The 23,748-nt window shown below is 55.6% G+C and carries 22 protein-coding genes and 2 pseudogenes; 8 read left to right on the top strand and 16 right to left on the bottom strand.

Going from position 1 to position 23,748, the window contains the following annotated elements:
• The 4 genes from GOV38_RS20040 to GOV38_RS20025 are packed head-to-tail and all read right to left on the bottom strand — an operon-like array spanning position 1 to position 3,590.
• Entirely contained in the window at positions 1–660 is a 660-nt protein-coding gene (locus GOV38_RS20040; protein ID WP_171210046.1) for a hypothetical protein, read from the bottom strand.
• Between the two features lie 3 nt (positions 661–663).
• A complete protein-coding gene (locus GOV38_RS20035; protein ID WP_171210045.1) occupies positions 664–1,812 on the bottom strand; it encodes a Gfo/Idh/MocA family protein in 1,149 nt (382 codons plus the stop codon).
• A gap of 8 nt (positions 1,813–1,820) precedes the next feature.
• On the bottom strand, positions 1,821–2,696 hold the full coding sequence (locus tag GOV38_RS20030) for a sugar phosphate isomerase/epimerase (RefSeq protein ID WP_254430648.1): 876 nt from the start codon (positions 2,694–2,696) through the stop codon (positions 1,821–1,823).
• A gap of 6 nt (positions 2,697–2,702) precedes the next feature.
• A complete protein-coding gene (locus GOV38_RS20025; RefSeq protein ID WP_171210044.1) occupies positions 2,703–3,590 on the bottom strand; it encodes an NAD(P)-dependent oxidoreductase in 888 nt (295 codons plus the stop codon).
• A 423-nt stretch (positions 3,591–4,013) separates the two neighbouring features.
• Between GOV38_RS20025 and GOV38_RS20020 the strand changes: the two genes are divergently transcribed.
• Positions 4,014–5,063 carry a LacI family DNA-binding transcriptional regulator gene (locus tag GOV38_RS20020; protein WP_171210043.1) on the top strand — a complete coding sequence of 350 codons (1,050 nt, stop codon included), beginning with the start codon at positions 4,014–4,016 and terminating at the stop codon, positions 5,061–5,063.
• A gap of 120 nt (positions 5,064–5,183) precedes the next feature.
• Here the strand turns inward: GOV38_RS20020 and GOV38_RS22420 are convergent.
• Positions 5,184–5,813: pseudogene (locus GOV38_RS22420) on the bottom strand (tyrosine-type recombinase/integrase); the annotation flags it as partial.
• A gap of 290 nt (positions 5,814–6,103) precedes the next feature.
• Between GOV38_RS22420 and GOV38_RS20015 the strand changes: the two are divergent.
• Positions 6,104–7,261: a GlxA family transcriptional regulator gene (locus GOV38_RS20015; RefSeq protein WP_254453176.1), complete on the top strand. Its 1,158-nt coding sequence runs from the start codon at positions 6,104–6,106 to the stop codon at positions 7,259–7,261.
• Here GOV38_RS20015 and GOV38_RS20010 read toward each other — a convergent pair.
• The 9 genes and pseudogenes from GOV38_RS20010 to GOV38_RS22495 form a co-directional block, all read right to left on the bottom strand.
• On the bottom strand, positions 7,221–8,153 hold the full coding sequence (locus GOV38_RS20010; RefSeq protein ID WP_171210041.1) for a 3-hydroxyacyl-CoA dehydrogenase NAD-binding domain-containing protein: 933 nt from the start codon (positions 8,151–8,153) through the stop codon (positions 7,221–7,223). The genes GOV38_RS20015 and GOV38_RS20010 overlap by 41 nt on opposite strands.
• On the bottom strand, positions 8,153–8,884 hold the full coding sequence (locus tag GOV38_RS20005) for an SDR family NAD(P)-dependent oxidoreductase (protein ID WP_171210040.1): 732 nt from the start codon (positions 8,882–8,884) through the stop codon (positions 8,153–8,155). Before GOV38_RS20005 ends, GOV38_RS20010 begins: the two co-directional genes overlap by 1 nt.
• A complete protein-coding gene (locus GOV38_RS20000) occupies positions 8,884–10,302 on the bottom strand; it encodes an aminobutyraldehyde dehydrogenase (protein WP_171210039.1) in 1,419 nt (472 codons plus the stop codon). The genes GOV38_RS20005 and GOV38_RS20000 overlap by 1 nt, the downstream gene beginning before the upstream one ends.
• An 11-nt stretch (positions 10,303–10,313) precedes the next feature.
• Positions 10,314–11,246, bottom strand: coding sequence for a 3-keto-5-aminohexanoate cleavage protein (locus GOV38_RS19995; protein ID WP_171210038.1), 933 nt, complete (start codon positions 11,244–11,246; stop codon positions 10,314–10,316).
• Positions 11,246–12,037: an SDR family NAD(P)-dependent oxidoreductase gene (locus GOV38_RS19990; protein ID WP_171210037.1), complete on the bottom strand. Its 792-nt coding sequence runs from the start codon at positions 12,035–12,037 to the stop codon at positions 11,246–11,248. Before GOV38_RS19990 ends, GOV38_RS19995 begins: the two co-directional genes overlap by 1 nt.
• Positions 12,034–13,569 carry a choline-sulfatase gene (gene betC / locus GOV38_RS19985; RefSeq protein ID WP_171210036.1) on the bottom strand — a complete coding sequence of 512 codons (1,536 nt, stop codon included), beginning with the start codon at positions 13,567–13,569 and terminating at the stop codon, positions 12,034–12,036. Before betC ends, GOV38_RS19990 begins: the two co-directional genes overlap by 4 nt.
• The gene (locus GOV38_RS19980) at positions 13,566–14,687 is read right to left on the bottom strand and encodes an SRPBCC family protein (RefSeq protein WP_171210035.1); all 1,122 of its coding nucleotides are present in this window, start codon (positions 14,685–14,687) and stop codon (positions 13,566–13,568) included. The genes betC and GOV38_RS19980 overlap by 4 nt, the downstream gene beginning before the upstream one ends.
• Before the next feature lie 273 nt (positions 14,688–14,960).
• Positions 14,961–15,677, bottom strand: a complete 717-nt coding sequence (locus tag GOV38_RS19975; protein WP_254430651.1) for a LysR substrate-binding domain-containing protein — start codon at positions 15,675–15,677, stop codon at positions 14,961–14,963.
• Positions 15,678–15,707: 30 nt separating this feature from the next.
• Positions 15,708–15,893 (bottom strand): annotated as a pseudogene (locus GOV38_RS22495) (LysR family transcriptional regulator); the annotation flags it as partial.
• A gap of 112 nt (positions 15,894–16,005) precedes the next feature.
• Between GOV38_RS22495 and GOV38_RS19970 the strand changes: the two are divergent.
• Together GOV38_RS19970 and GOV38_RS19965 are read left to right on the top strand one after the other, a co-directional pair.
• Positions 16,006–16,449: a cupin domain-containing protein gene (locus GOV38_RS19970; RefSeq protein ID WP_171210033.1), complete on the top strand. Its 444-nt coding sequence runs from the start codon at positions 16,006–16,008 to the stop codon at positions 16,447–16,449.
• Between the two features lie 4 nt (positions 16,450–16,453).
• Positions 16,454–17,254 (top strand): glutathione S-transferase family protein, encoded by an 801-nt coding sequence (locus GOV38_RS19965; protein ID WP_171210032.1) that lies wholly within the window; start codon positions 16,454–16,456, stop codon positions 17,252–17,254.
• Between the two features lie 269 nt (positions 17,255–17,523).
• Here the strand turns inward: GOV38_RS19965 and GOV38_RS19960 are convergent, their stop codons facing one another.
• Entirely contained in the window at positions 17,524–17,787 is a 264-nt protein-coding gene (locus GOV38_RS19960) for a DUF4242 domain-containing protein (protein WP_171103937.1), read from the bottom strand.
• 163 nt (positions 17,788–17,950) lie between these two features.
• Here GOV38_RS19960 and GOV38_RS19955 point away from each other — a divergent pair, with 163 nt between their 5' ends.
• Together GOV38_RS19955 and GOV38_RS19950 are read left to right on the top strand one after the other, a co-directional pair.
• Positions 17,951–18,829 carry a LysR family transcriptional regulator gene (locus GOV38_RS19955; protein WP_171133789.1) on the top strand — a complete coding sequence of 293 codons (879 nt, stop codon included), beginning with the start codon at positions 17,951–17,953 and terminating at the stop codon, positions 18,827–18,829.
• Between the two features lie 230 nt (positions 18,830–19,059).
• The gene (locus tag GOV38_RS19950; protein ID WP_174838901.1) at positions 19,060–20,826 is read left to right on the top strand and encodes an adenylate/guanylate cyclase domain-containing protein; all 1,767 of its coding nucleotides are present in this window, start codon (positions 19,060–19,062) and stop codon (positions 20,824–20,826) included.
• A gap of 163 nt (positions 20,827–20,989) precedes the next feature.
• Here the strand turns inward: GOV38_RS19950 and GOV38_RS19945 are convergent, their stop codons facing one another.
• Entirely contained in the window at positions 20,990–21,835 is an 846-nt protein-coding gene (locus GOV38_RS19945; protein ID WP_171210031.1) for a LysR family transcriptional regulator, read from the bottom strand.
• Positions 21,836–21,920: 85 nt separating this feature from the next.
• On the opposite strand from GOV38_RS19945, the gene GOV38_RS19940 reads away from it, so the two are divergent.
• Together GOV38_RS19940 and GOV38_RS19935 are read left to right on the top strand one after the other, a co-directional pair.
• Positions 21,921–22,388: a cytochrome c gene (locus GOV38_RS19940; protein ID WP_171210030.1), complete on the top strand. Its 468-nt coding sequence runs from the start codon at positions 21,921–21,923 to the stop codon at positions 22,386–22,388.
• Between the two features lie 94 nt (positions 22,389–22,482).
• The gene (locus GOV38_RS19935; RefSeq protein WP_171210029.1) at positions 22,483–23,310 is read left to right on the top strand and encodes a cytochrome c; all 828 of its coding nucleotides are present in this window, start codon (positions 22,483–22,485) and stop codon (positions 23,308–23,310) included.
• Positions 23,311–23,748 lie beyond the last annotated feature (438 nt).

Raw genomic sequence — 23,748 nt, 5'->3', positions numbered from 1 at the left:
TCAAAGCTCCGGAGGGGTGGCGCCTTCGGGCAGCATTTCGACCGCCATGAAGATCGAGGGCGTGATGGTTTCAAACTGATGCCAGGGAAAATTACCCTCGGCATCATACATCGGGCGATGTGTTGTGCCTGGCGCCATAAGTTCTTCCAGATAGAGCGTGGCCACATCCTTTTCACGGCATTGCTGCATCTTGCCGAAGCCCATGATCTGCGTGTGCACCTCGCGAAAGCCCGGCACCGGACAAAAGGCGTGCTCTTGATGAAGGCCAACATTCAACGGCACGGTCGAGGAGTGGTATAGGGTAAAGCCGAATTGCCCGACCCAGGTCTTTGGCGACATGTAATGTCCGATGCCGCGCAGACGCTCTTCCCGCCGGACATCGAAGGCGGATGGCCAGGTGTCACGCACCCGCGCCATCAACGCATCCTCGTCATCATAATCCGCGAAACGTTCGATCACAGCGGCGTGGGTCACATCCTTGGCCACCGTATCGGCCAGCACAGCCGATTGCAGCGCGCCCAGGGATTGCTTGCGGATGAGCACTGGGTTTTCAGAGAGGTTCAGAAGGATGACCTTGCCATCAACCCGGTAGGATCGCTCATCCGTGATCAGCCTGATGGTGAAAAAAGGTTCGGCGATGTCGAGTGTCTCGATCGGCATGTTTCAACGGTCTTTCGGGAAGGTTTCGGGCAGAAGTTCGGGGCGCGCGCAGGTGCTGGCAACATCGACAAACCGGGCCTCACGTGCAGAGGTCAGCATGGCCTCCATCGCCTCGGTCACGTGATAAGCCAGCGCACCGCTGGCGCGCGGGCTGCGGCCATTGGCGACGGCATCCGCCATTTCCAAAAGGCCAACGCCACGCGCATCGTAGTTGAAACTATGGGTGTTCTCTGCAACGCACCACTTTGCCGGCGCGTCAGGTCGGGGCCGTTTGGTCCAACGCGCCTCGGCTCGCGTACGATACCAGACCGGCCCTTGAAAGATATTGGCCCCATCGCCGGGGTCGGGATCGGGAATGCATATGGTGCCGTCCTCGCCATAGATCTCGAACCGCGGCGTTTCGCTTTCCCAGACATCGAAGCTGACCATCATTTCGCCCAGAACGCCATTTGCGAAGGCGATAAGGTTCAGGCTGTGGGTGTCTTCCTCGACCGGCATCATCTCGCCATTGCGCGGCCCATTCTCGATCATCCGCTCTGCAAAGGTTTTCTTCCCCATCGCCGCTACTTGTCGAATTGGACCCAAAAGGAACACCATCGCCGTCAGGTAGTAGGGACCCAGATCAAGAAGCGGACCGCCACCTTTGGCGTAGTAGAAGTCTGGGTTTGGATGATGGCGTTCGACACCGTGTGTGGGCACGAAGGCGGCGACACCGGTCGGCGCGCCGATCACGCCCTTGTCGAGCAGTTTGCGCACCGTCTGCCAGCGCCCGCCCAGAAACGTATCTGGCGCATTGCCGACGGTCAGGCCCTTGTCTCGCGCCAACTCCAATACGCGACGTCCATTCACAAGCTCCGTGACGAAAGGTTTCTCCGAATAGACATGTTTGCCCGCCTCAAGCGCGGCGATGCTGATGTCGGCATGAGCCGCCGGAATGGTCAGGTTGAGGATCGCGTCAATCTCGGGATCGGCGATGATCGCGGCCGGTTCCTTTGCACAGGGCACGTCGAATTCTGCCGCCTTCGCGCGGCTTTCGTCCATGTTCAGCGAACCACAGGCAACAATTTCCAGCCCGTCAAACACGGCACAGTTCCTGAGATAAACATCACTGATCCGCCCGGTGCCGATCAAACCGACACGAAAACTATTCATACCATCACTCACCCGAAGATCTCTTTGAACAGGCCGATACACTGCCGAAACCCGTCCTCGAAATTGCCATTGCCAGGGTGGTAGACGCTTTCAAAGCTGATGACGCCATCATATCCATCCGCACGCTGGGCCTCTGCGATCGGGCGAAACTGATCGGCAAGCTGTCCCTTACCCAATTCGCGCACCTCGAGCGTGGCCCGGGGCGTGTCGACCTGCACGTCCTTGATGTGAACGTGGCCGAGATACCCATCACGGACCTCACCATAGCCGTCCGGATAGGCGCGTTCGTGGCACCAGCAATTATTGGCCGGATCCCAAAGCACCTTGAGTACGTCTTTGGCGTCAAGTTCGTCTATCAGACGGCGCGCGGTGTAGTTTGAATTCACCATCGTGCCGTTACCGGTTTCAACGACCAGCGTCACGCCTTCCGCGCGGGCCAGATCACAGGCTGGCGCGATCAGCGGGGGCATCGTGTCCCACGCGCCATGCGCCACATTCCACTTCTCGGCGCCGCCCTTGCCCCAGAGTATCTGTTCCTTCTTCTGGGTCATAATCCGCACCAGCGGTGAGCCGACGATATGCGCCATCTCGATCACCCGCTTCAGAGCGTCCATGTGTTTGATGTGAAGTGCGTCGCCCGGACGGTTCGCGGTTGTCATGCCCGCAAAGATATGGCGCGACAAGCAAGAGACCGGCTTGCCCCTGTCCCTCAACAGCTTGTCGATTTCGGCAATTTCACTCGCCGAATGGTCGCCAACCTCATGTTCGCCCACGAACTGAAGTTCGGCATATTCCAGATCGAATTCGTCCATGACGTCAACGGCATGGGCAAGATCACGGCTGATGCCGTCGCAAATGACACCCAGTTTCATTTGTTCACTCATTCCTTCTCAGCGGCGCAATTCGGCACCGATAATTTCCTCGATCACGCGGGTGCAACCCCAGTTATCGCCGTCCGGATACTTGGTCTTTCCCGCGTGGAATATCTGCATCGCGGTAGACGCCATATGCAGCGGCATCCCGATCTGTTCCGCAAGATTAAGCGAAATTGTCAGGTCCTTGTGCATGGTCGTAATCGAGCTGCCCGTGCCTTCAAACTTACCGTCGACGATGTTCTCCAAAGCACTTTTGGTTACGTTGCAGCCGACGCCGGATGTCGAGAACACGTTCCAGACTGAATCAGCGGACAGGCCAGCCTTGGCGCAGAACGCTGCCGCCTCGAAAGTCGCGGCGAATACCGAGCCGATTAGACTTTGCAGGCAAGCCTTGACCGTCTGCCCCTGTCCGGGGGCGTCTCCAACCCGGTGGATGGTGCCCGAGACGGCTTGCATGACCGGCTCAAACCGGTCCAGAACAGCCTCTTCACCCGCAGCCATCATGGTCAGCGTCCCGCCCTGCGCACCGGCAAACCCACCAGATACCGGGCTGTCGATGAGATGAATTCCTGACCCTTCCATTGCTGAACCGATGTCCACGGCTTCGGCTGGCTTGATGGTTGCAGTCAAGATCACGGCGCTGCCCTTCGGCATGTAACCGACCAAGCCATCCTTGCCGAGGATGACGGATTTCGCCTGATTACCATCCATGACCATGACAAAGACCGCGTCCGCATGTTCGCCAATTTCGGCGACGTTTGCTGCGGGCGTGCCCCCCATGCGTGCAAAAGCCTCCATCCGGTCCGCGCTCAGATCCCGCCCGATCACCTCATGCCCGTTCGCGATCAGGTTCTTTGCCAGACCCGATCCCATATCCCCCAATCCTATGACACCCACGCGCATTGCGACACTTCCTTTCTGCTACGGTTTTGGGGTTTCATGCACAGTTCCCTGCGCTGGCCGGTCCGGAAGACACCCCTGGCCAAAGCGACCAATTCGGGCAATTTTTCATCGGTCGGCCATTACTTCATGGTTTTAACTGTTCCACGAATTTCAGGATCAGCTGTCCCGGCGTGAATTCAGCGTTGAAGTGTGTCTGAAACCTGAGTTCGTCCTGGGCCATCGCGCCCCCGGCGGGGACAGCAACCTCCGCTGTGCTCGCCAGTATTCTTGTGTGCCTCCCTGTGCCCAGTGAACGGCTTGTTGATTGGGGTGGATGATCCTAACCGGGCGTTCTCGTTGGCAACAAGAACTTGCATTAAGTCGATGAATTGATGTTGATTGAGGTACTAAACTCGCCAGATCGGCCGAATTTGATGTGATTTGATGGAAAACTTGTCTGGTTCAAGTGACATACATGTACCAAGAAGGGCGACGATTTCAGCGATCGCCAAACTTGCGGGAGTCGGAACCGCCACAGTCGACCGCGTGCTCAACAATCGCGCGCATGTGGGTGAATCCACCCGGCAGCGTGTTATTCAGGCCAAACGCGCAATAGAGGCAGGCACAGCGATTGGGTCGCGCCCCCGGCCCTGGCGCTTGAAAGTATTCCTGCCCGGAGAGGCCGGTCCATCGACTGATCTTTTGGCCGACTGTCTTCAGGATTATGGTGCACGCGGTAACGCGACCATCGAATGTGTTTTCACCAAGAAACTGGAACCGGCTTCACTGGCAAGAAAGCTTCACGCGTGCGCCGGACAAGGCGTTGACGCGGTTGCGTTTCAGGCGCTTGACGATCCGCGTGTGCACGACGCAGTTGAATCTCTCGCGCGGCTCAACATCCCAGCGCTCACCATCATGTCCGGTTTGGAGCACCCAGCCCTGATCGGCTATATCGGCATCAACAATCGCGCCGCCGGTCGCACTGCCGGGTACCTGATGGGGCGTCTCACACGGCAATCTGGGTCTGTTCTGGTTGTCACCGGAGGTGAACTCTACCGCGTGCACGAGGACCGCGAGATCGGGTTTCGCGCCTGCCTGCGGCAGGACTTTCCCCATATCGGCGAGGCCATCGTCGTTAACGGGCAAGACGATGCCGAGGGTAACTATCAGGGAGTCCGGAAAGCCATCAGCCAAAGAGACGACATTATCGGCATCTACAATGTTGGTGGCGGGCATCAGGGTGTCGCACGTGCTCTGAAAGACGAAGACGCCGCGGATGAAGTCGTCTTCATTGGCCATAACCTGACATCGCGCACGAAATCATATCTTCTGGACGGCACGATGGACATTGTGATCCATCTGAACGTCCGCATTGTAGCCGAGCAAACCGTCGAGGCGCTGGTCTCGTATCTCGAGAAGCGCGACTTCAAACCCAGCCCGATCCTGACCGGCGTAATCACTCGCGAGAACATCACCGGCGCGACCTTCGCGTGATGATCAGACCCAGCGAAAAATATCCCGTTCTCCTGTGCTCTGCTCGGTCAACTTCTGCAGCGTTGTCGTAGGGTTGGTCCAGATTGACAAACAACATCGACCGTCCGCCAATACCGTTTGGATGTCGATTTTTTCAGCAAGGTTCAGCGCATCTTCCAACTCGACGCCACAGCAACGCACAGTGCCATCGACGTTGTTGTGTCCAAGATAGCGCAATTCTGCTTGGAGATTTCCAGTCTTTCGCTAGATCTCCGCAGCCTTAGCTCGGCGGAGTGAATGGGTGCCGTATCCGCTTGGCTCCTGACCTATCGCAGTGAGCCATTCCCCAACTCGTCGGCCATATTGGCGCAGAAATATGAGGTCGGTCTTTAAAGCGGTGTGTAAACATAAATGGACAGCCGATCATTTCGGGCGAACAAACCCAGGCGGAAACGGTACCCGGCGTATTCTCGGTCAGCTCGAACTAAACTGGACGCTTGGTTTTGCTCTGGATCACTGAAACCCGTTCGCGGACGCGCTGTTTCTTGACCAGATTGGTTACAGAAAGTTTTCCCAAATCGCAGCCTCGCAATTTAGTGTCGATGGCGACATTGAACAGTGTCAAATCGCGCAAGTTACCTGCGAGTTCGAGTCGAGTACGGATCGCCCAGACTAGCTTTGGAAGTAAAAGTCTTTTCTGACCGGTGATCCGACCCTTTTTCCAATCTCTGCGTTTTTTGCAACTGCGGGAAGTTGTACTCTTGGCTTGATATGCCCTCCGATCCTCCATGCCCAGAAATCAGCAACGCGATAACGATCAGAGCTTATTGGGTGAATATATATCTCACAAAGTCTCGCTGTGTCCGGCGCGAAGGGCCTCATTTTTCGCCACAATACGGTGCTCAAGACGATGCGGACTGGGCAGAATCTGTGCTGCGAGCGCGCAGCGAGAAAGTCGAACTTACGCAGATGGCTCAGTGCAGGCCTTGGAGGAAGCACGGCATTGACGAGCACACAGCGTTTGGCCGTATCAAGGACGGCCCATTGCTCACATCCAGCGTTTGCCATCCACGTTGCGATGTGGATCGCCCAAAAAGCGGCGCTCGCTGCGATCGCAAAATAAGCGAATTTTAGTTGACAAATTTAGACACGATTTCACAAAATCAGCCATGTCTATTCCGATGCCAATCCAACATGAAATACTCGCCATTGTAACACCGCATTTTAATGTCTCTGCAACGACATCGTTCGTTGATCCGTTTCGTGTGGCTAACTACTTGTCCGGGACGAACAGGTTTTCGTGGAAGCTTGTCTCGGAACATGGCGGCGGGGTTGAGACCAGCAGTGGGATGTTAATTGAAACTGCCCAATGGCGAGACGACTATGAACGCAAGCCTTGGCTCGTTCTCGTAAGTTCGAGCTGGACACCCGAGCGCTATGCGTCGCGCGCGCTTTGCACTGCGCTTCAAAGGTGGCAGCGGTCTGGTGCGATCATTGGTGGATTGGACACAGGCGGGATTATTCTTGCGAAGGCGGGCTTGCTGAAGAACAAAACAGCGACAGTACACTACGAACATATCGACGCTTTCATCGAAATTGCTCCAGATACAACCGTGTCCGAGAACATGTTCGTGCAGGACGAAGGTATTTTCACCTGTTGCGGCGGCACAGCGTCGACTGATGCCGGACTGCGGTTCGTGCATTCTGTGGCCGGCGACAGCGTCGCAAACGCGACGGCGCGATATCTGTTTCATCATGAGGTACGCGGCGAAGGTCTGTCGCAAAATCCCAAAGTGGTCGAGCCGATGGGCTATGTCACATCTGGCGTTGTCCGCGCCGCCATCGACTTGATGGAAGCGCATCTGGAAACAACGCTCTCAATACCCAAAATTGCCGAAAGAGTCGAAGTCTCGCAACGTCAGCTCAGCCGATTGTTCCATCAATACGTGCGCAAATCACCTGTCGCCTATTACCGCGATATTCGTTTGGACCGAGCGCGTGGGCTCGTCACGCAAACTGAATTAAAGTTCAGTGAGATCGCAACAGCATCTGGGTTCAACAGCCAAGTTCATTTCAGCCGCGCCTATCATCAACGGTTTGGCTTATCACCAAGCGCAGATCGGATCGACGGGCGCGTGCCATTCGAGTTCCGCGCTTGGCCAATGTACAAACCAGATCTCAGGAGCGGAGCGGACGCGTCGCCATCTGCATCGCCGTAAGCATTTTGTCCCGCTGCGCGGACAGCTCTGCCGGGCTCTTTCCTCTGGATGCTGCGGCCATGCCGTCGACCAACAGCTTGATACTATTGTCGTCCAGTCGCGGGTCGCCAAGGTCATCCCACCAGCCGTTGAATGTATCCTTGAAATGGTCGCAAAAGGCTTGGAGGCCACCTTCCCCCGCCCCGAGATGAAACAAGGTTGTCGGACCCATCGCCGCCCATCGCAACCCCGGCCCGGCCCACATTGCCTTGTCGATATCTTCGACGCTGGCGACGCCCTCGACAGCCATATGCACAGCCTCACGCCAGATGGCCGCTTGCAGCCGATTTGCGACATGTCCGGGCATGCCTTTTTTGATGCGGATCGTCACTTTGCCGATGTCCTGGTAGAAGGCTTCGGTTCGATCTAAGACGCTCACCCCTGTTGCAGCGTTGGCCGTAAGTTCGACCAATGGGATCAAGTGCGGTGGGTTGAAGGGGTGTCCAAGGATGAATGGGCTTGGATCTTTCCAGCCCTGCTGCAAGGCTTCCAACGTCAGACCAGAGGTTGAACTGGACATGATCGTTCCCACCTCCAACCGGGGTTCGATTTCGTGATAGGTTTCATGTTTGATCGGCAGTCTCTCTGGCACGTTTTCCTGCACGAACTGCGCACCATCAACCGCGTGGCCCGCGCTGGTCTCAAAGCGTAAGGCATCGGGTTTCGCCCGCTCGGTCAAGCCAAGCTCTTCCAGCGCAGGCCATGCCGTCTCGACGTATTTGCGCACGGCGGCTTCGGCGCCTTTATCAGGATCGAACACGGCGACACTGCGCCCCGACGCAAGAAACAGAGCGGTCCAACTTGCACCTATGACGCCAGCGCCCAAGACTGCTATATGTTCAATTTGGCCCATCAGAACAAACCGGGATTTAGAGGCGATGCCGCGGTCATACCGCCATCGACAGTAAAGAGTTGTCCCGTGGCAAATCCGGCTTCATCTGATGCCAGCCAGACTGCCATCGCAGCGATATCAGCGGGTTTGCCAAACCTCCTGACCGGGTGACGCACGAGCGCATCCTGCTTTGCTTTCTTGGGGTCTTTGGCCAGTTCAAAACCTGCGTCCAACATGCCGGTTTCAATCCATCCTGGGCAGATCGCGTTGCAACGGATGTCTGGTCCGTGATCCACGGCGATAGAGCGCGTCAACCCGTGCACAAATGCCTTGGACGCATTGTAAAGCGCCATCGACGGGTCGGCGACATTGCCCGAGATCGAACCGATATTGATGATCGAGCCGCCCTTTGGCATCACGGGAATAAAGGCACGGCAACAGTTGAACACACCGCGCGCGTTGGTGCCCATCACTTGATCCCAGTCGGCATCCGTGCTGTCAGCTACGGTTTTTTCGACCTGAACACCAGCGTTGTTGACCAGAATATCCGTTGGAGTGGCGACCGCATTCACAGCCGATGGATCAGACACATCCAAGGCGAGCCAAGTGACCTCGGTGGGCAATCCCTTTGGCCGAGCGCCGCGCCCGCAGGTCGTCACTGTCGCGCCTTCGTTCAAAAACGCATCAACGATCCCCCGGCCGATGCCTTGTCTACCACCCGTGACAAACGCTTTTTTGCCTGCCAACCGCATCAGTGCGCAACCATGACGTGGCGGATCGCGGTATAGGCGTCGAGCGCGTAAACTGACATGTCGCTGCCCGTGCCAGACCCCTTCATGGCGGCCCAGGGCATTTCGGGCGTCGCAACCCCGTGGGTGTTCACCCAAGTGAAACCATAACGCAGTTTGGAAGTCATCTGCATGGCGCGTCCGACATCGCGGGTCCATACCGATGAGGCCAAGCCGTAGCTGACTGAATTTGCGATCCTCAAGGCTTCATCCGCGTCAGAGAACCGCGATATCGAGACAACGGGACCAAAGACCTCATTGCAGGCAACCTCTGCATCATTGTCGACATTGGCGATGACTGTGGGTTCGTAGAAGAACCCATCACCGACGCCTGCCGCTCCGCCTGAGACAATTTCGGCAGCGCTGCGAGCACGGTCTACGAAACCAGCAACGCGGTCGCGTTGCGCCGCTGACACCAATGGGCCCATGTCGGTTCCGTCATCTTTCGGCGCGCCGATTTGCATCTGACCGACTTGTTCTTGAATAGCACTCACAAGTCTATCATAAACACCATCCGCCGCCATCACGCGGCAGGGTTGCGCACAATCCTGACCTGCGTTGAAGTAACTGCCATACCGGATCGTTTCGGCCACAGCATCGACATCGGCATCCTCAAACACGATCACCGGGGCCTTGCCACCCAGCTCCAAATGCACGTGGCGGATTTGTTCTGACGCCGCCCGCATCGCCGCCATCCCGGTAGCGGGCGAGCCAGTGACGGTAATCGCCTCCATCCGAGGGTTGTTGATCAGAGCATCGCCAACGCTTGGCCCGCGTCCGTGGATCACGTTCAACACGCCTTTGGGCAACACATCCTGCAGCAGCTCGGCAAGACGCAATGTCGACAAAGGTGTGATTTCAGAGGGTTTTAGAACCACAGAGCATCCTGCGGCAATTGGCGCGGCCAGCTTCCATGACGCCATCATGAGCGGATAGTTCCACGGCGCGATGGCTGCCACAGGTCCGACTGGGTCGCGGCGGATCATTGATGTGTGGCCAGCAACATATTCCCCGGCCACAGACCCCATCATCGTACGTGCCGCGCCCGCGAAGAAACGGAAGACATCGATTGTCAGCGGCATCTCATCATCATGGGCTGAGGGCCAGGGCTTGCCGACATCAAGACTTTCCAACTCAGCCAGCTCTTGGCTGTGTGCCTCTATTACGTCAGCGATCTGCAACAGCATCGCGGAGCGTTCGGCTGGCGATGTGCTAGCGAACGTGTCAAATGCCTCTGCGGCGCTGCGTGTTGCCGCCTCGATCTGCTCAGAGCCTGCCTCTGCCACAGCTCCGATCACTGCGCCCGTCGCCGGGTTCAACACATCCAGCACCTCGCCTGTGCCTTCGACCATTTCCCCGTTGATCAGCATTTTCGTTTGCATGTGTTTCTCCCTCAGAACCCGACCTGATCACCGCCCTTCAGTGCCAGACGCGCACGCGCCTCGTCAGGCGTGGCGATGGTCAGGCCCAGATTTTCAATTATGCTGCGGATGCGATGGACTTGCTGTGCGTTGGACGTGGCAAGCTCGCCCTTGCCGATGAACAGGCTGTCTTCCAGTCCGACACGCAGGTTGCCGCCTCGCATCGCGCTTTGGGTCGCGAAGGGCATCTGGTGTCGTCCTGCAGCGAGCACAGACCATTCAAAGTTGTCAGGCCCGAAGAGTTTGTTCGCGGTGTTGTGCATATGGGCGAGGTGATCTGGATCGGCGCCCACGCCGCCTAAAATGCCAAAGACCATCTGGATGAAGAAAGGTGGCTTGATGATCCCTTGATCAACGAACCATTTCACGTTGTAGAGATGGCCCAGATCGTAGCACTCGAATTCGAACTTCGTGCCATGATCCCCCCCCAATTTTTCTATCGCGTAGCGGATCGTCTTGAAGGTGTTGAGAAAGATGAAGTCTTCGGTCATTTCAAGGAAGGGACGTTCCCAATCGAACTGGAACTCCGAGTACCGCTGTAACATCGGGAATATGCCAAAGTTCATCGACCCCATGTTCAGACTGGCCATCTCTGGACTGGCAGACGTGGCAGCCAACAACCGCTCATCCATCGACATGCCGAGACCGCCTCCGGTGGAGACATTGATGACGGCATCGGTTGATTGCTTGATGACCGGCAAGAATTGACCGAACAGCTCGGGCCGCGGATCGGGCTTTCCTGTCTCTGGGTGACGCGCATGCAAATGGATGATTGAGGCGCCAGCTGCTGCTGCCTCAATGCTGGCCGTTGCGATCTCTGCAGGTGTGATCGGCAGATGGGGCGACATGGACGGCGTGTGAATTCCACCCGTTGGAGCGCACGTTATGATGACGGGCTTGGGCATTAGAGTTTCATCTGTTGAACTTGCGCAGAGAGCCCGCCATCAAGCACCCAAAGCTGACCCGAGGCATAGCGTGCCTCATCCGAGGCAAGCCAGTTCACCAGGTTGGCAATGTCTTCCGGCGTGCCATAGGTGCGCATCGGGTGGACGTCGCGTACAGCTTTCTGCAGCGTTTCAATACTGCCTCCGCTGCCACCCGAGCCATCGCCGTTAAAAAAGCTTTGCAGCATCGGCGTGTCGATATAGCCGGGGCAGATCGCATTGACGCGGATGCCTTCAGGCCCGTGATCGCAAGCCATAGCGCGCGTCAAAGCATGCACCGCGCCTTTGGTAGCACAATAGGCCGCCAGACCGGGGTCGGCGATAAAGCCGTCATAGGACCCGAAGTTGATCAGGCTCGCGCTGCTGCCCGACGTTGCGGCCTCACGCATCAACGGCAGCGCGTATTTCGAGGTGAGGAACGTGCCCGTCGAATTCACGGCAAAACTCCGGTTCCATTCCTCAAGCGTTGTGTCTTCAACCGTTTTCTCAATCTCGATCCCTGCAGCATTGACCAAAATATCAAGCTTGCCATGCGCCTCGCGAACCTTGTCCATCACGGCAATAGCGTCAGCTTCTTGGGTGACGTCGAGTTTCACGAAGACGCCATCGTCAACATGCGCGTCGAGCGATCCTTCGGGCGTGAGATCTGCTGCGTAAACAGTAGCCCCTTCCTTGATGAACCGCGCGACGATCGCGCGCCCAATCCCGCCGCGTGCGCCCGTGACCAGAGCGATCTTTCCTTCAAGTTTCATCCTACTTCGTCCTTCAAAGGGGGATAGCGGTAGCGCTTCGCGGCCACAGTCCAATCCATATGGTTACGGACATACTGCCGGCTGGCGTCGCTCGGCGGGTCATAATCCCAAGGTGCACTCACCCCGGCCTCCATCGCGGCATGCAAGGCACGCCGCGACCTCTGGGTCGCGATGATCTGAGTGCGCAGCGCTGTGCCATCCCATCGCGCGGCAATCTCTTCGGCGAAGTCCGACGCTGCATCGGCATAGTCCGGAGCCGCAGCCACATTGCGCGTTTCCATAGGATCATTGCTCAGATCGTAGAGCTGCGGCGGATCGCTGTCGCAGTGAACGTATTTGAGCGGCCCTCTGCGGATCATAATGACCGGATATCCTGTCATCTCAGCGCAGTATTCGCCGATCGCTTCGTCAATTGGGTCGTCTTCCCCCCGCATCAGTGGGACAAGACTGCGCCCATCAATCGGCTCGCCCAACATCGACGCATCACCGCCCGCCAAATCAATAAACGTAGGCAACAGATCGACCAGAGATACGGCATTCTGGACTGTGCCAACGGCGACATCTGGACCTGCGACCACCAGAGGCACGCGGGCGGAGTGTTCAAAGAAGTTCATCTTGTACCACAGGCCTCGCTCGCCCAGCATATCGCCATGATCTGCGGTGACGATGACGACAGTATTATCCAACTCGCCCGTTTCTTCGAGCGTTTGCACAAGCTCACCAATCTTGCTGTCAAAATAGCTGACATTGGCCAGGTAGGCGCGGCGCGCACGGCGCACTTCTTCGGCTGTTAGCGGCACATAGGACGCTTCGATCCCGTCCATCAAGCGCCGCGAAAACGGGTCCTGATCCTCAAGCGCAGGCAAAAAGGCTGGCATGTCGATGTCATCATCTGAATAGAGGTTCCACCATTCAGGCCGCGCCACATAGGGATCATGCGGGTGGATGAAGCTGGCCACGATCGCAAAAGGCGCCTCTTGGCCCTGTGCCTTGTCTCGCGCAGCATCAAAGAGCCAACGCTTGGCAGCGAAGGCGACTTCGTCGTCGTAGTCGATTTGAAAGGTCGCATGGGCCAAACCGCTTTCCTTTACGGTCTGCATGTTGTGATACCACTTGTCGATCCGTTCGTCCGGTGTTTCCCAGTCCGGCGTCCAGGCGAAATCCGCAGGGTAAATATCGGTGGTCACGCGGTCCTCGAATCCGTGCATCTGATCGGGACCTACGAAATGCATCTTGCCGGAGAGACAGGTACGGTAGCCCAAGGATTTCAGGTAATGAGCGAAGGTCGGCACCGACGCCTTGAATTCGGACGCATTATCATACGCAGCAATCCGACTGATGTATTGACCCGACATGAATGCATACCGTGACGGTGCGCAAAGCGGCGAATTGCAATACGCCGCGTCAAACCGCATGCCTCGCGCGGCAAGCGCATCCAGATGTGGTGTCTTGGCGGTTTTGTGCCCGTATGTTCCAGTGAAATGCGGAGCCAGTTGGTCCGCCATGATCACCAGGATATTGGGCCGCGTCACGTTGCACCTTTGGTATAGGCATCCAGAACAAGCCCGTGAAAATGGTGCACAGCATGCTCCGATTTCCCTGAACCGTCTGGATCGTGCACGATACGGCCTTGGGTAAACGCGGGCGTGTTCATGCCACGCTGAACGCTTTCGACCAAGTTGATGTCCTCCACTTGCAGGACCTCGTCGAGATAACGAATTGCATCCAGCTCCATCGCATCAGGCTCTGGCGTCTCCAGGAAAAAATCGTAGGTTTCCAACGTTCTGTCAGGGCCCACGGGATTGATATTCAGCACGATCATGCTGGAGCGCCCGGGGTAGCGCATCAGGCACGTCGTGGGATACAGCCACCAAACCGCGTGGGTCTTTACGGTCGCATTCGACACGTCATAAGCGCTGTTGGCGTTTTGACCTGCGTCTGCCATATGACTGGAATAAATGCCGTATGTGGTCACCTTATAAGTGTCCATGTCCACAAGGTCACAGAAATCCTTGTGCGCTGTGGGGCAATGGTAGCATTCAAGAAAGTTATCTACGACGTTCTTCCAATTGGACTTGATGTCGTAGGTCAAGCGGTGCCCAAAAGTCAGTTGTTCGACGTCCGGGGCCCAGTGACGGATCTCGGTTTCAAGATCGCCGGACTGTTCTGCCAAAGGCCGTGCAGCCCGATCAAGGTTCACGAACACAAATCCGCAGAACTCTTCGACAAGTACTTCGTCCAGGCAAATCTCAGCCGGGTCGAAATCGACCAGGTTCTCCGTGTGCGGCGCACGGGCCAATTGACCATCTAACTTGTAGACCCAAGCATGATAGGGACACATGATCCGCGTAGTGCTGCCCTCTCCAGACAAAAGCTCATGAGCGCGATGCTTGCAGACATTATAGAACGCTCTCAACGTGCCTTCTTTATCGCGCACAACCGCAATTGAATGGCCCGCGATACTGACGGTCACAAAGGCCCCAGGATCACGCGTTTTTTCGACGTGGCACACCCATTGCCACGTCTTTGCAATGACAGCTTTGAGATCCGTATCGAACCATTTCGCGTCGGTATAAGCCTCGGCCTTAAGTGAAAATGAACGGGCCGGATCACCGTTGTAGCCAAAAGAGATGGTAGCGTCATCTTTCATTTTGTCCTCCCATCGTTGGAGAGATAGTATGAATGTGGGTCAAGTTAGCTTAACTAAATTGGCCACTTCTTTAACATTTTCAGAAGCCTTCTTCTAATTGGATACTTCACTTCAAAGGTTCGGTTTCAGCGACCGAAGCTACGAAACACAATGTGAAAATGTCTTTGTGTCAGCGTTGGGTTGTCGTCGTGGAAGGGCATGGCGGATCGGAGGATCAGTCATGCAAACTCCAAGCTTGTTTCTGTCCGAAAGGCGCTGCTTAGGGCAGTTTAGCTAACTGTCTAAGTTCAACGCCTTCATCAATTTGAAGACTTGGCTACGCATCCAGGCCGCCATCGGGGCATTGTCAGATCGCTTGTGCCAGATGCCGATGATCAACGCTGGTTCAATATGCATCGGAGGTTCGAACACCTTTAGTTCGAATGTCTTGGCCACCTTCATTGCAAGCTGCGCGGGTACAAGCGCGATGAGGTCGCTTTCGCTCACCGCTCGGCAAACGCCACTAAAGACGGGCACTGTCATAGCAACTTGTCGCTGCTTTCCGACGCGATTAAGGGCAGCATCGCCCATTGCAGCCAGGTTCCCTTCAGGGGAGAACAAGACGTGGTGCAGTGCGCAGAACGTATCCATGTGCATTTGCGTCCCTTCCTGAAGCCCCTCAAGCTTTGGATTTTCCTTGCGAGCTATCACGTGGAATGGCGAATGGAAGAGTGGCTGCCGATTGACCCAGTCCGGCAGAAGCAAATCCGGGATCAGCGCAATGTCAGCGTTGCGTTGTTCAAGGCTGGCCACATAGTCATTTGGAACCAGATCAACCAACTGCGCTCGTAGATTGGGCGCCGATTTTTGCAAAAGATCAGCCAAAGGCGGCATCAGGAGTTCTGCGAAGAAATCGCTGGCGGCGATCCGGAAAGTGCCTTCAGCGGTTTGCGGATCAAAGGTTGCTGGTGGAGCTAGCAAAGCCTCAAGACGTTCGAGTTCTTCGCGCAAACCGGATTCAATCCTGGCGGCATAATCAGTGGCAACCAAACGGTTTCCCTGCCGGACAAAAAGGGGATCGTCCAAGGCATGACGTAGACGCGACAATGCACCCGAGACTGCGGATTGCGACATGGCGAGCCTGTCAGCCGCCTTGACGGTTGAGCCTTCGTAAAAGAGGGCGTCCAACACGCGCAAAAGATTGAGGTCCAGTGTGGCGAAATTCACTTGGCCGATATCCTATATTAGATATTGCGGTTTGCCTGATAGGTTGGCCTTCGGATAGGCTTCTGTCAACGGAAGCGCTTTCGTTTCAATCCGATGCTAATGGAGAGAAACGATGAAAGACCTGGACCAAATCGACGGAGCCATCGAATGGCTCGGAGTAAAATACAAAACCATCCTCAGCCCAGAACAGACGGGCGGTGCTATGTCCATTGTGGACAGCTGGTCCCCTGCTGGTAGCGGCCCCCCACGCCATGTGCATCAAAACGAAGACGAAATCTTTGTAATCCTGACCGGCACATGCAGGTTCTGGTTGGAAGGCGAGGAGTTTTCCGCAGGGGCCGGCGAAAGCGTATTCATCCCACGAGGCAAAGAACATACATTCAAGGTGACAGACGACGAACCGTGCCGCCATCTCGTGATCCTGACGCCCGGCGGATTCGAAGGTTTCTTTTCCGACATGGCAGCCGGTCAGTGCCGTATCCCAGAAGACATGCCCGCCATTGAGGAGAGCGCCAAACGGCACAACATGGCCTTCACCGGCCCACCATTGGATTGAACACATGACTAAGAAACACATCGTCTATCATATCCCCGTCTGTCCCTTCTCGCAGCGACTGGAAATCCTACTGGCGCTGCGCGGACTGACGGATGCCGTAGAATTTCGTGTCGTAGACATCACCAAGCCGCGCGACCCGGAATTGCTAGCCAAGACCCGAGGGACGACAGCCTTGCCTGTGCTTGAAACCAGCGACGGCCGTATTTTGAAAGAAAGCCTCGTGATACTGCGCTATCTTGATGAGGCTCTGCCGGGGGCACCATTGCGCCGCAGTGATCCTGTCGAGCACGCCATTGAGTCGATGCTGATTGCCCGCGAAGGACCCTTCACAATGGCAGGCTACCTGTTTGTCATGAATCAGGATCAGGCCCACCGAGATGAGCATTTGAATAAGCTCCTGGCGCTTTATCGAGACCTCGATGATTTCCTGGGTCATCACAATCCGGCTGGCCCATTCTTGTTCGAGGACTTCGGTTTGGCAGAGGCTGTTTTTACCCCTATGTTCAAGCGGTTTTGGTTCCTTGACTACTACGAAGGGTTTAGCCTTCCCGAGGGCAAAGAGTATGACCGGGTGCGGATGTGGCGTGACGCATGCATGGCACATCCGTCAACCGCACAGGTAACCGAGGAAGAAATCGTCAAACTCTACTACGACTACGCGCTAGGGGCCGGAAACGGTGCCCTACCTGACGGCCGCAGCGTTTCAAGTTTCACCTTCGAACCACCTTGGCAATCAAGACCCATGCCGCCAAGGAAAAAGTATGCGATTACAGCCACCGACAAAGAGTTGGGGCTTGTCGCCTGACCATGGGGTAGATAGCCAACACCGGACACCTACGCGCCGCGCAGCATCGGACAAAATGGGCTCAGTGCTGCCTTCGGATGCGGTGCGGCAGACACCCATCGGCGATCCGTTTCACAGTCGCACACGGCCCAAAGCGGTCATCCGATACTTAGATTCGCAAGGCCCGAAATGCGGACGAACCTGCATTTCCCTGCAACCTGTTCAACCAGTGCTGAGGGCCCTGGAGCATACACTCAGGGCCCCATCACAACACTAAAGGTCAGAAGTCGTCACGGGGTAAGATCCATTGCTGCCACGACCTTGTCGTAAGGAAGTCCGGCGGTATCGTTCAATCGACGAACTTGATCGGCGCTTTCACCATCAAACAAGCACATGCAGCGCCCGTCTTCGGGAGCAAATGTTGAACGAACATAGCTGATCTTGTCGCCATCTGCTGTCATTTTCTGTGCTGTTGCTATCGCGGCTTTTTGAGCAGCACCCAAGTCATCCATACTGATACCCTTGAGGTTTCTTTCGACCATAAAAACAGACATTTCGCTCCCTTTCCGAATAATCAAAACCGGTGCATCGATTACACTATGGAACGTTGGTTCGGGGAACTATCGATACCTTATGAGTTAATAACTCCAGGTTTGGATAAAACGGTGTATCCTACGTTATGATTGTTTTTCGCTATCAGTGACGAGGTGCCCCAATATGGAGATGTCTCAGATTAGATATGTCTTATCTGCCGCAAAGCATCTGAATTTCACCAAAGCCGCCGCAGAATGCAATGTGAGCCAACCGGCACTTACCAAGGGCGTCAAGTCACTAGAGACCGAACTTGGCGCACAGGTTTTTCATCGGGAAGGCCGGAAAATTTTGGTCAGCGACTTTGGAAAGTCAATGCTGCCGCATCTACAGCACATCGTTGACGAAGCAGCGGCCACACAAGCGCTGGCTCAGAATTTTCGTTTGCTCGAAAAGGTGCCGTTGCGCTTAGGTGTCCTTTCAACAATTGGGCACGTTCGCCTTGCACGGTTTCTGGCTCAATTCGAAAAAAACCACAGCGGCTTGGAGTTGTCAGTCAATGAAGCAAGCGCGTCGGATCTCAGGAAAAAACTTTCTGATGGTGATATCGATGTCGCATTGATGACGCTGACTGAAGAACTGGAAGAAGAGTTTCGGGCAAGACCACTTTATGTCGAAAGATATGTGGTTGTTTTTCCGCCCGAGCACCGCCTTGGACGGCTAAATTCAGTCTCGCTTCAAGATCTATCTCGAGAAAACTACGTAGATCGCTTGGCTTGTGAGTTGCGCGAGATGGTAATGTCCGTTTGTCAGTCAAAAGGTGTGGAGCTGTACGCTCGTTTCCGTTCTGAGCGCGAAGATTGGGTACAAGCAATGGTTGCTGCAGGCATTGGTTTTGCTTTCATGCCAGAGTACTCGGTTACTCTGTCAGGCTTGTTGCAGCGCCCGCTTGTGGAGCCAGAAGTTTCAAGAACGATCGCGGCCTTTACAGTCCCTGGCCGAAAACACTCGCCGGCACTTGATGCGCTGATGAGGTCTTCGCAGACTTTTGCATGGCCGGGATAAGAAACTTCGGTTTTGGGCGCGAAGTGGTCATTCTCTACGAATTGCTTGAATGGCTGATGGCAGCCCTAAGCGGACCTGGCACAACTCAGGGCGAAGACAACGCGGCTGTTTGTCCTCCAAGCCTTTCGCGCAGACGAATGGCATAGTTTCCCAACGCTGAAACCGACTTCAAGCTAGGGCAGAAACCGACTCTGTGCACTTTCGCATGGTCTAAACACGTAGCGACCAGTATGAAACAAAAAGGAGGACAACACGTGGAGCGAAAGCTGGCAGCCATCCTGATTGCTGATCTTGTCGGCTTTACCGCCCGAATGGAGCGGGACGAGAAAGGCACGCTCGAAGTCCTCTCAGCGCACATTGACAAAACCGCTGTTCCGCTTGTCGGTCGGCATCACGGTCGCATCGTCAAACAGATGGGTGACGGTCTGCTCGCCAGCTTCGACAGCGCTGTCGACGCTGTTTCCTGCGCGGTTGAGTGGCAAAGTTCGCCAGTGGTGGTCTCCGATCCACTTCGCTTTCGCATCGGCGTCACTCTTGGAGACATTATCATGCGCGACGGAGATGTATTTGGTTCCGGTGTGAACCTTGCGTCAAGGTTGGAGCAGCTTGCCCCGCCAGGCGGTGTGTTGGTGTCTGAAGATGTTTATCGTGTGGTCGGGAACCGTATACCGGTCGCTTGGGAGGATGCTGGTAAGCTTACGGTGAAGAACGTTGCCGAACCGGTACATGCTTGGCGCATTGGCGGGACAAGCGCAGTTTGCGCTGAACCGCCTCGGCCTGGATCATCAGGAAAAGCCACTATTGCGGTCTTGCCACTACACAACATGAGCGACGACCCCGAACAAGCCTTCTTTAGCGACGGGATTGCGGAAGACATTATTGTGGGCTTATCGCGTTTTCGGACGCTCAAGGTTGTTTCCAGAAATGCGTCTTTCAGGTTCCGGACACAGGACAAAGATCCGGCCAAAATCGCGGAAGCTCTCGGCGCAGATTACCTGGTTGTAGGCAGCGTGCGGAAGGCCGGCAGTCGCGTGAGAATCTCGGTACAACTTGCTGACGCCCGTACAGGCACTCAACTCTGGTCGGATCGATACGACCACGAACTGGAAGATGTTCTAGCGGTTCAAGACGAGGTGGCCCGAAATATCGTCGCAGTGTTGCCGGGCAGGGTCCAGCACGATGTCGTCGACCGTTCGACACAGAAACCAACGGATCAGATGAAGGCCTATGAGCTGATGCTTAAGGGCAAGGCGTTGCGCGACGGCCTGAACGCCCGAGATACGGCCAAGGCGAGAGCGTTGTTGGAACGAGCGGTCGCGCTCGATCCCTCTATCGCGCGATCTTATATGTATCTCTCAGATACATATGTCATAGATCTGTGGCTTGGGCTGGCGGACGCTGATGCACCCACGCACACATTGAAAATAGCCCGAAAGGGCGTGGCACTCGATAACCGCGACGTCTACATTCAGGACCAGCTTGGTTTTGCTTATCTCTGTGCCGGATTGTGGGATGAGGCTGAGGCGCAATTTAAAAAAACACTTTCCATGATAGAAAGTGAAGCGGAGTCTATGGCCTGGTGTGGTTATGCTTTCCTACTACTCGGCCAGCACGAAAAGGCGCGCGAGGTGGTTTCGAAAGCTATGGGACTGGATCCACTGCATCCACCTGCCATCGACTGGATTATGGGGCAGGTCGAGTTTTTCAACGGCAACTATGAAGCAGCGCTTAGTTTTCTAATGGGAGCAGCGCGGCTTAACTCGCTGGCTGCCGCATTTGTCACCGCATCTTACGCGCAGCTCGGACGAGAGCGAGACGCCGCCGATGCGTTGCGAGAATTCGTGATCGAACGTCACGATGAGTTCACAAGTCGAGGTATCGTGGTTGAGGATGACACGTTAGATAGCCTTGCGCGCGGGTTTCGGTCTATGTGGCGGCGACCGGATGATTTTAAACTTCTCACCAATGGCCTAAGGGCGGCAGGTATGACCGGCTGACGCCGAGTTTTGCTCTTTTGCCCAACTGCCGCGGCCTCAATTACGTGTGTCTCTGCGCCCCGTTTTTTCGGCAGGTCGCAGCCCGGAGCGAACATTTCCAAATGAACTTTGCGAATTTGGAAAGTCAAAAACGTGAGAACTCGAAAATCTCTGTTGCATGAAATCACTTAGCTAGTGCCTCAGATATGCGTTCGACTAATGCCTTCTGAACAACGGCAAACCTTGGGGTATGCGCGATTTCCTCTAACGTCGCGACCCACAACGGAACTTCGATCTTAGGATTCAAGTCCTGTGTCCGTTTGAGGCGAGTATCCGCGTCGCCAAAAAATGAGGGCAGAAAGGTTTTACCAGCTCCCGAGGCAGCCATCTGCTGTAGCACCAGAAAACTGTCTGCTCCGTTGGTCATTTCGTCAGAGCCCACATTCTCCGCGAGCCATTTTGCTGGGAGGGAACGGCTCAGCGCTCCGTCAAGCCTCATCCACTTGCGATTGGGGCTACCATCGTCAAAGACACCGAAGGACAGCGTTCCTGCACGCTCTCCGATTAGCCCATCTCCGAGCTTTACCGATGGCCGCACGGCAATGTCTGCACTCAACCGAGACAAATCATGGTGACTGTTTCCGCTTAGCAAAGTCAGTTTCAGGCCGGGGTAGAGAAGTGAGATTTCGTTGAGTATTCTAGGGAGAACAATCTGACAAAGACTGTCGGTCGATGTAATACGCACGTGACCCTTTGGGGAACGATTTGCTCCGACAACCGCCCGCTCCACCGAAAGTACCGCCTCTTCAACGCTTTCCATGGCCGAAAAGATCGCACTGGCTTCAGGGAGAACGGAATAACCTGACGAACTTTTTTGGAAAATCCGGCAACCATTTCTCTCCTCGAATGCGGCCACCCTGCGCAAGACGGTGGCGTGCGTGACGCCCATGGCCGCTGCGGCTGCATTAAGTGAGCCGTATTTGCTTACCGCCAGTGCGTATCGAATGTCGTCCCAGTTTTCGTTGTTCATAAATTAACAGGAGACGCCCAATAATAAACAATTACAAGAAAATTCGCTCAAGATAAGGTTCGGGCATTGAACAGGGAGACACATCATGATGAAGCAGTTCTCAATCTTCGCGGCGGGTCTTTTGTCATTGGCCACAATTGGCACAGCTATCGCCCACGAAAGTGAAAACCCGGCTGTGAAAGCTCGAACCTCAATCATGCAGCTCTATGCCTTCAATCTTGGTACCCTTGGTGGCATGGCCAAAGGCGAGGTGGACTATGATGCCGAGGCCGCAACACGGGCTGCAAACAACCTTGTGGTGCTAACGCAGATCGACCAATCCGCAATGTGGCCACAGGGATCTGACAATGTGTCCGATCCGTCGTCTCGAGCGCTACCTGCGATCTGGGAAAACTTCCCTGACGTTGGTGCAAAAGGGCAGGCCATGGCAGACGCCGCTGTTGCGATGCAGGCTGCGGCTGGCCAAGATCTTGATGCCCTGAAAGCGGCTATGGGCGATCTGGGCGGAAGCTGTTCGGCATGTCACAAAGCCTACAGAGCACCGAAAAACTAAATGGTAGAAAGCTGTGAAGCGGTTTTTCCTTTTCACTGCTTTCATTGCACTTTTGGTTGGGTTGGCCGGTTTGGTGCTGACCCGGCCACAAAGAATGGATCAATCTCAACTTGACGGTTTGATCCCAGATCTTGCCAGAGGTGAAATCGTGTTCCACGCCGCAGGATGCGCATCCTGTCACTCACCGCCGGATGCGGTTGGTGAAGAAAAGCTCATGCTCTCCGGTGGTCGACGGTTTGAGACGGAATTCGGCACGTTCATTGCCCCCAACATTTCCAGTCACCCAGAAGTTGGTATTGGGTCCTGGTCTGCCCTTGACTTGGCCAATGCTCTGATCCATGGGACCGGACCAGAAGGGCAGCACTATTTTCCTGCGTTTCCCTATACATCTTATGCCAACATGTCAGTCGAAGACGTTGTTTCGCTTCACGCATTCCTCGGCACGCTTCCAGCGGTCGCAACCGAAAGCGAGGTGCATGAGGTTCGCTTTCCCTTCAACATTCGACGCGGACTGGGGGGATGGAAGCTCTTGTTCATGTCGCCAGGTTGGGTGCTCGATGGGGATCTAACCGACCAACAACGACATGGCCGGTACTTAGTGGAGGCTCTTGGCCACTGCGCCGAGTGCCATACGCCACGCAACGGCTTAGGGGGCATGCAACGCGATCTCTGGTTGACGGGAGCGCCAAACCCCAGCGAAAAGGGGCGTATCCCCGGCCTGACCGTAGACCAACTTGATTGGTCTGAGGCAGACATTGCCGAGTATCTGAAATCCGGCTTCACACCGGATTATGACAGCGCTGGTGGTGAGATGGTGGACGTCATCGAGAACACATCACGCCTCACGGATGAGGACCGTTTGGCGATTGCCGCCTATCTCAAAGCTGTTCCTGTTTCGTCGACGGGGCTTCCACCCGAGTAACAGTCGTTTGGCGCTATGCTGCGGGGACAAGATGCTGTTGCCGGTCGCCAGTAGGAAGCTGTGAGGCCTATTACCCACCACGAAAATGCTGGCCGCAAGAAAGACTCGCGACAACGACCAATTGCCAATCGTCAGATCAGTTACTTTCGCTCGATTCGTGAAACCGACTATGAACTACAATCCGTTCCCGGCCCCCGTGGCACATAGGGAGCGTCGACGATCCCGCTTCGCATGCTGAAGCCAGGTCTATCATTCGCGGCCTGTTTTCAGAGATTCGATTGGTCCCAGTAGATGGGACATATGCAATTGAACTGGTCGGAGAACTGCCGGGTCCTTTGTCGCTTGATACAAAGCAGAACGCCCGCAGCGTTGTCGCTACGGGCGTTCTGTGTCGCTGGTTGCGGGCGTAGGATTTGAGCCTCTGACCTTCAGGTTATG

The sequence above is a fragment of the Ruegeria sp. HKCCA5839 genome (genome assembly GCF_013035585.1).
Classification (GTDB): Bacteria; Pseudomonadota; Alphaproteobacteria; order Rhodobacterales; family Rhodobacteraceae; genus Ruegeria.
This window is presented reverse-complemented; position numbering and strand designations above follow the sequence as displayed.

Excerpts from the sequence above, each read along its gene's own strand:
- GOV38_RS20040 (WP_171210046.1), bottom strand. The coding sequence starts at position 660 with ATGCCGATCGAGACACTCGACATCGCCGAACCTTTTTTCACCATCAGG.
- GOV38_RS20035 (WP_171210045.1), bottom strand. The coding sequence starts at position 1,812 with ATGAATAGTTTTCGTGTCGGTTTGATCGGCACCGGGCGGATCAGTGAT.
- GOV38_RS20030 (WP_254430648.1), bottom strand. The coding sequence starts at position 2,696 with ATGAGTGAACAAATGAAACTGGGTGTCATTTGCGACGGCATCAGCCGT.
- GOV38_RS20025 (WP_171210044.1), bottom strand. The coding sequence starts at position 3,590 with ATGCGCGTGGGTGTCATAGGATTGGGGGATATGGGATCGGGTCTGGCA.
- GOV38_RS20020 (WP_171210043.1), top strand. The coding sequence starts at position 4,014 with ATGGAAAACTTGTCTGGTTCAAGTGACATACATGTACCAAGAAGGGCG.
- GOV38_RS20010 (WP_171210041.1), bottom strand. The coding sequence starts at position 8,153 with ATGGGCCAAATTGAACATATAGCAGTCTTGGGCGCTGGCGTCATAGGT.
- GOV38_RS20005 (WP_171210040.1), bottom strand. The coding sequence starts at position 8,884 with ATGCGGTTGGCAGGCAAAAAAGCGTTTGTCACGGGTGGTAGACAAGGC.
- GOV38_RS20000 (WP_171210039.1), bottom strand. The coding sequence starts at position 10,302 with ATGCAAACGAAAATGCTGATCAACGGGGAAATGGTCGAAGGCACAGGC.
- GOV38_RS19995 (WP_171210038.1), bottom strand. The coding sequence starts at position 11,246 with ATGCCCAAGCCCGTCATCATAACGTGCGCTCCAACGGGTGGAATTCAC.
- GOV38_RS19990 (WP_171210037.1), bottom strand. The coding sequence starts at position 12,037 with ATGAAACTTGAAGGAAAGATCGCTCTGGTCACGGGCGCACGCGGCGGG.
- GOV38_RS19980 (WP_171210035.1), bottom strand. The coding sequence starts at position 14,687 with ATGAAAGATGACGCTACCATCTCTTTTGGCTACAACGGTGATCCGGCC.
- GOV38_RS19970 (WP_171210033.1), top strand. The coding sequence starts at position 16,006 with ATGAAAGACCTGGACCAAATCGACGGAGCCATCGAATGGCTCGGAGTA.
- GOV38_RS19965 (WP_171210032.1), top strand. The coding sequence starts at position 16,454 with ATGACTAAGAAACACATCGTCTATCATATCCCCGTCTGTCCCTTCTCG.
- GOV38_RS19960 (WP_171103937.1), bottom strand. The coding sequence starts at position 17,787 with ATGTCTGTTTTTATGGTCGAAAGAAACCTCAAGGGTATCAGTATGGAT.
- GOV38_RS19955 (WP_171133789.1), top strand. The coding sequence starts at position 17,951 with ATGGAGATGTCTCAGATTAGATATGTCTTATCTGCCGCAAAGCATCTG.
- GOV38_RS19950 (WP_174838901.1), top strand. The coding sequence starts at position 19,060 with ATGAAACAAAAAGGAGGACAACACGTGGAGCGAAAGCTGGCAGCCATC.
- GOV38_RS19945 (WP_171210031.1), bottom strand. The coding sequence starts at position 21,835 with ATGAACAACGAAAACTGGGACGACATTCGATACGCACTGGCGGTAAGC.
- GOV38_RS19940 (WP_171210030.1), top strand. The coding sequence starts at position 21,921 with ATGATGAAGCAGTTCTCAATCTTCGCGGCGGGTCTTTTGTCATTGGCC.
- GOV38_RS19935 (WP_171210029.1), top strand. The coding sequence starts at position 22,483 with ATGGATCAATCTCAACTTGACGGTTTGATCCCAGATCTTGCCAGAGGT.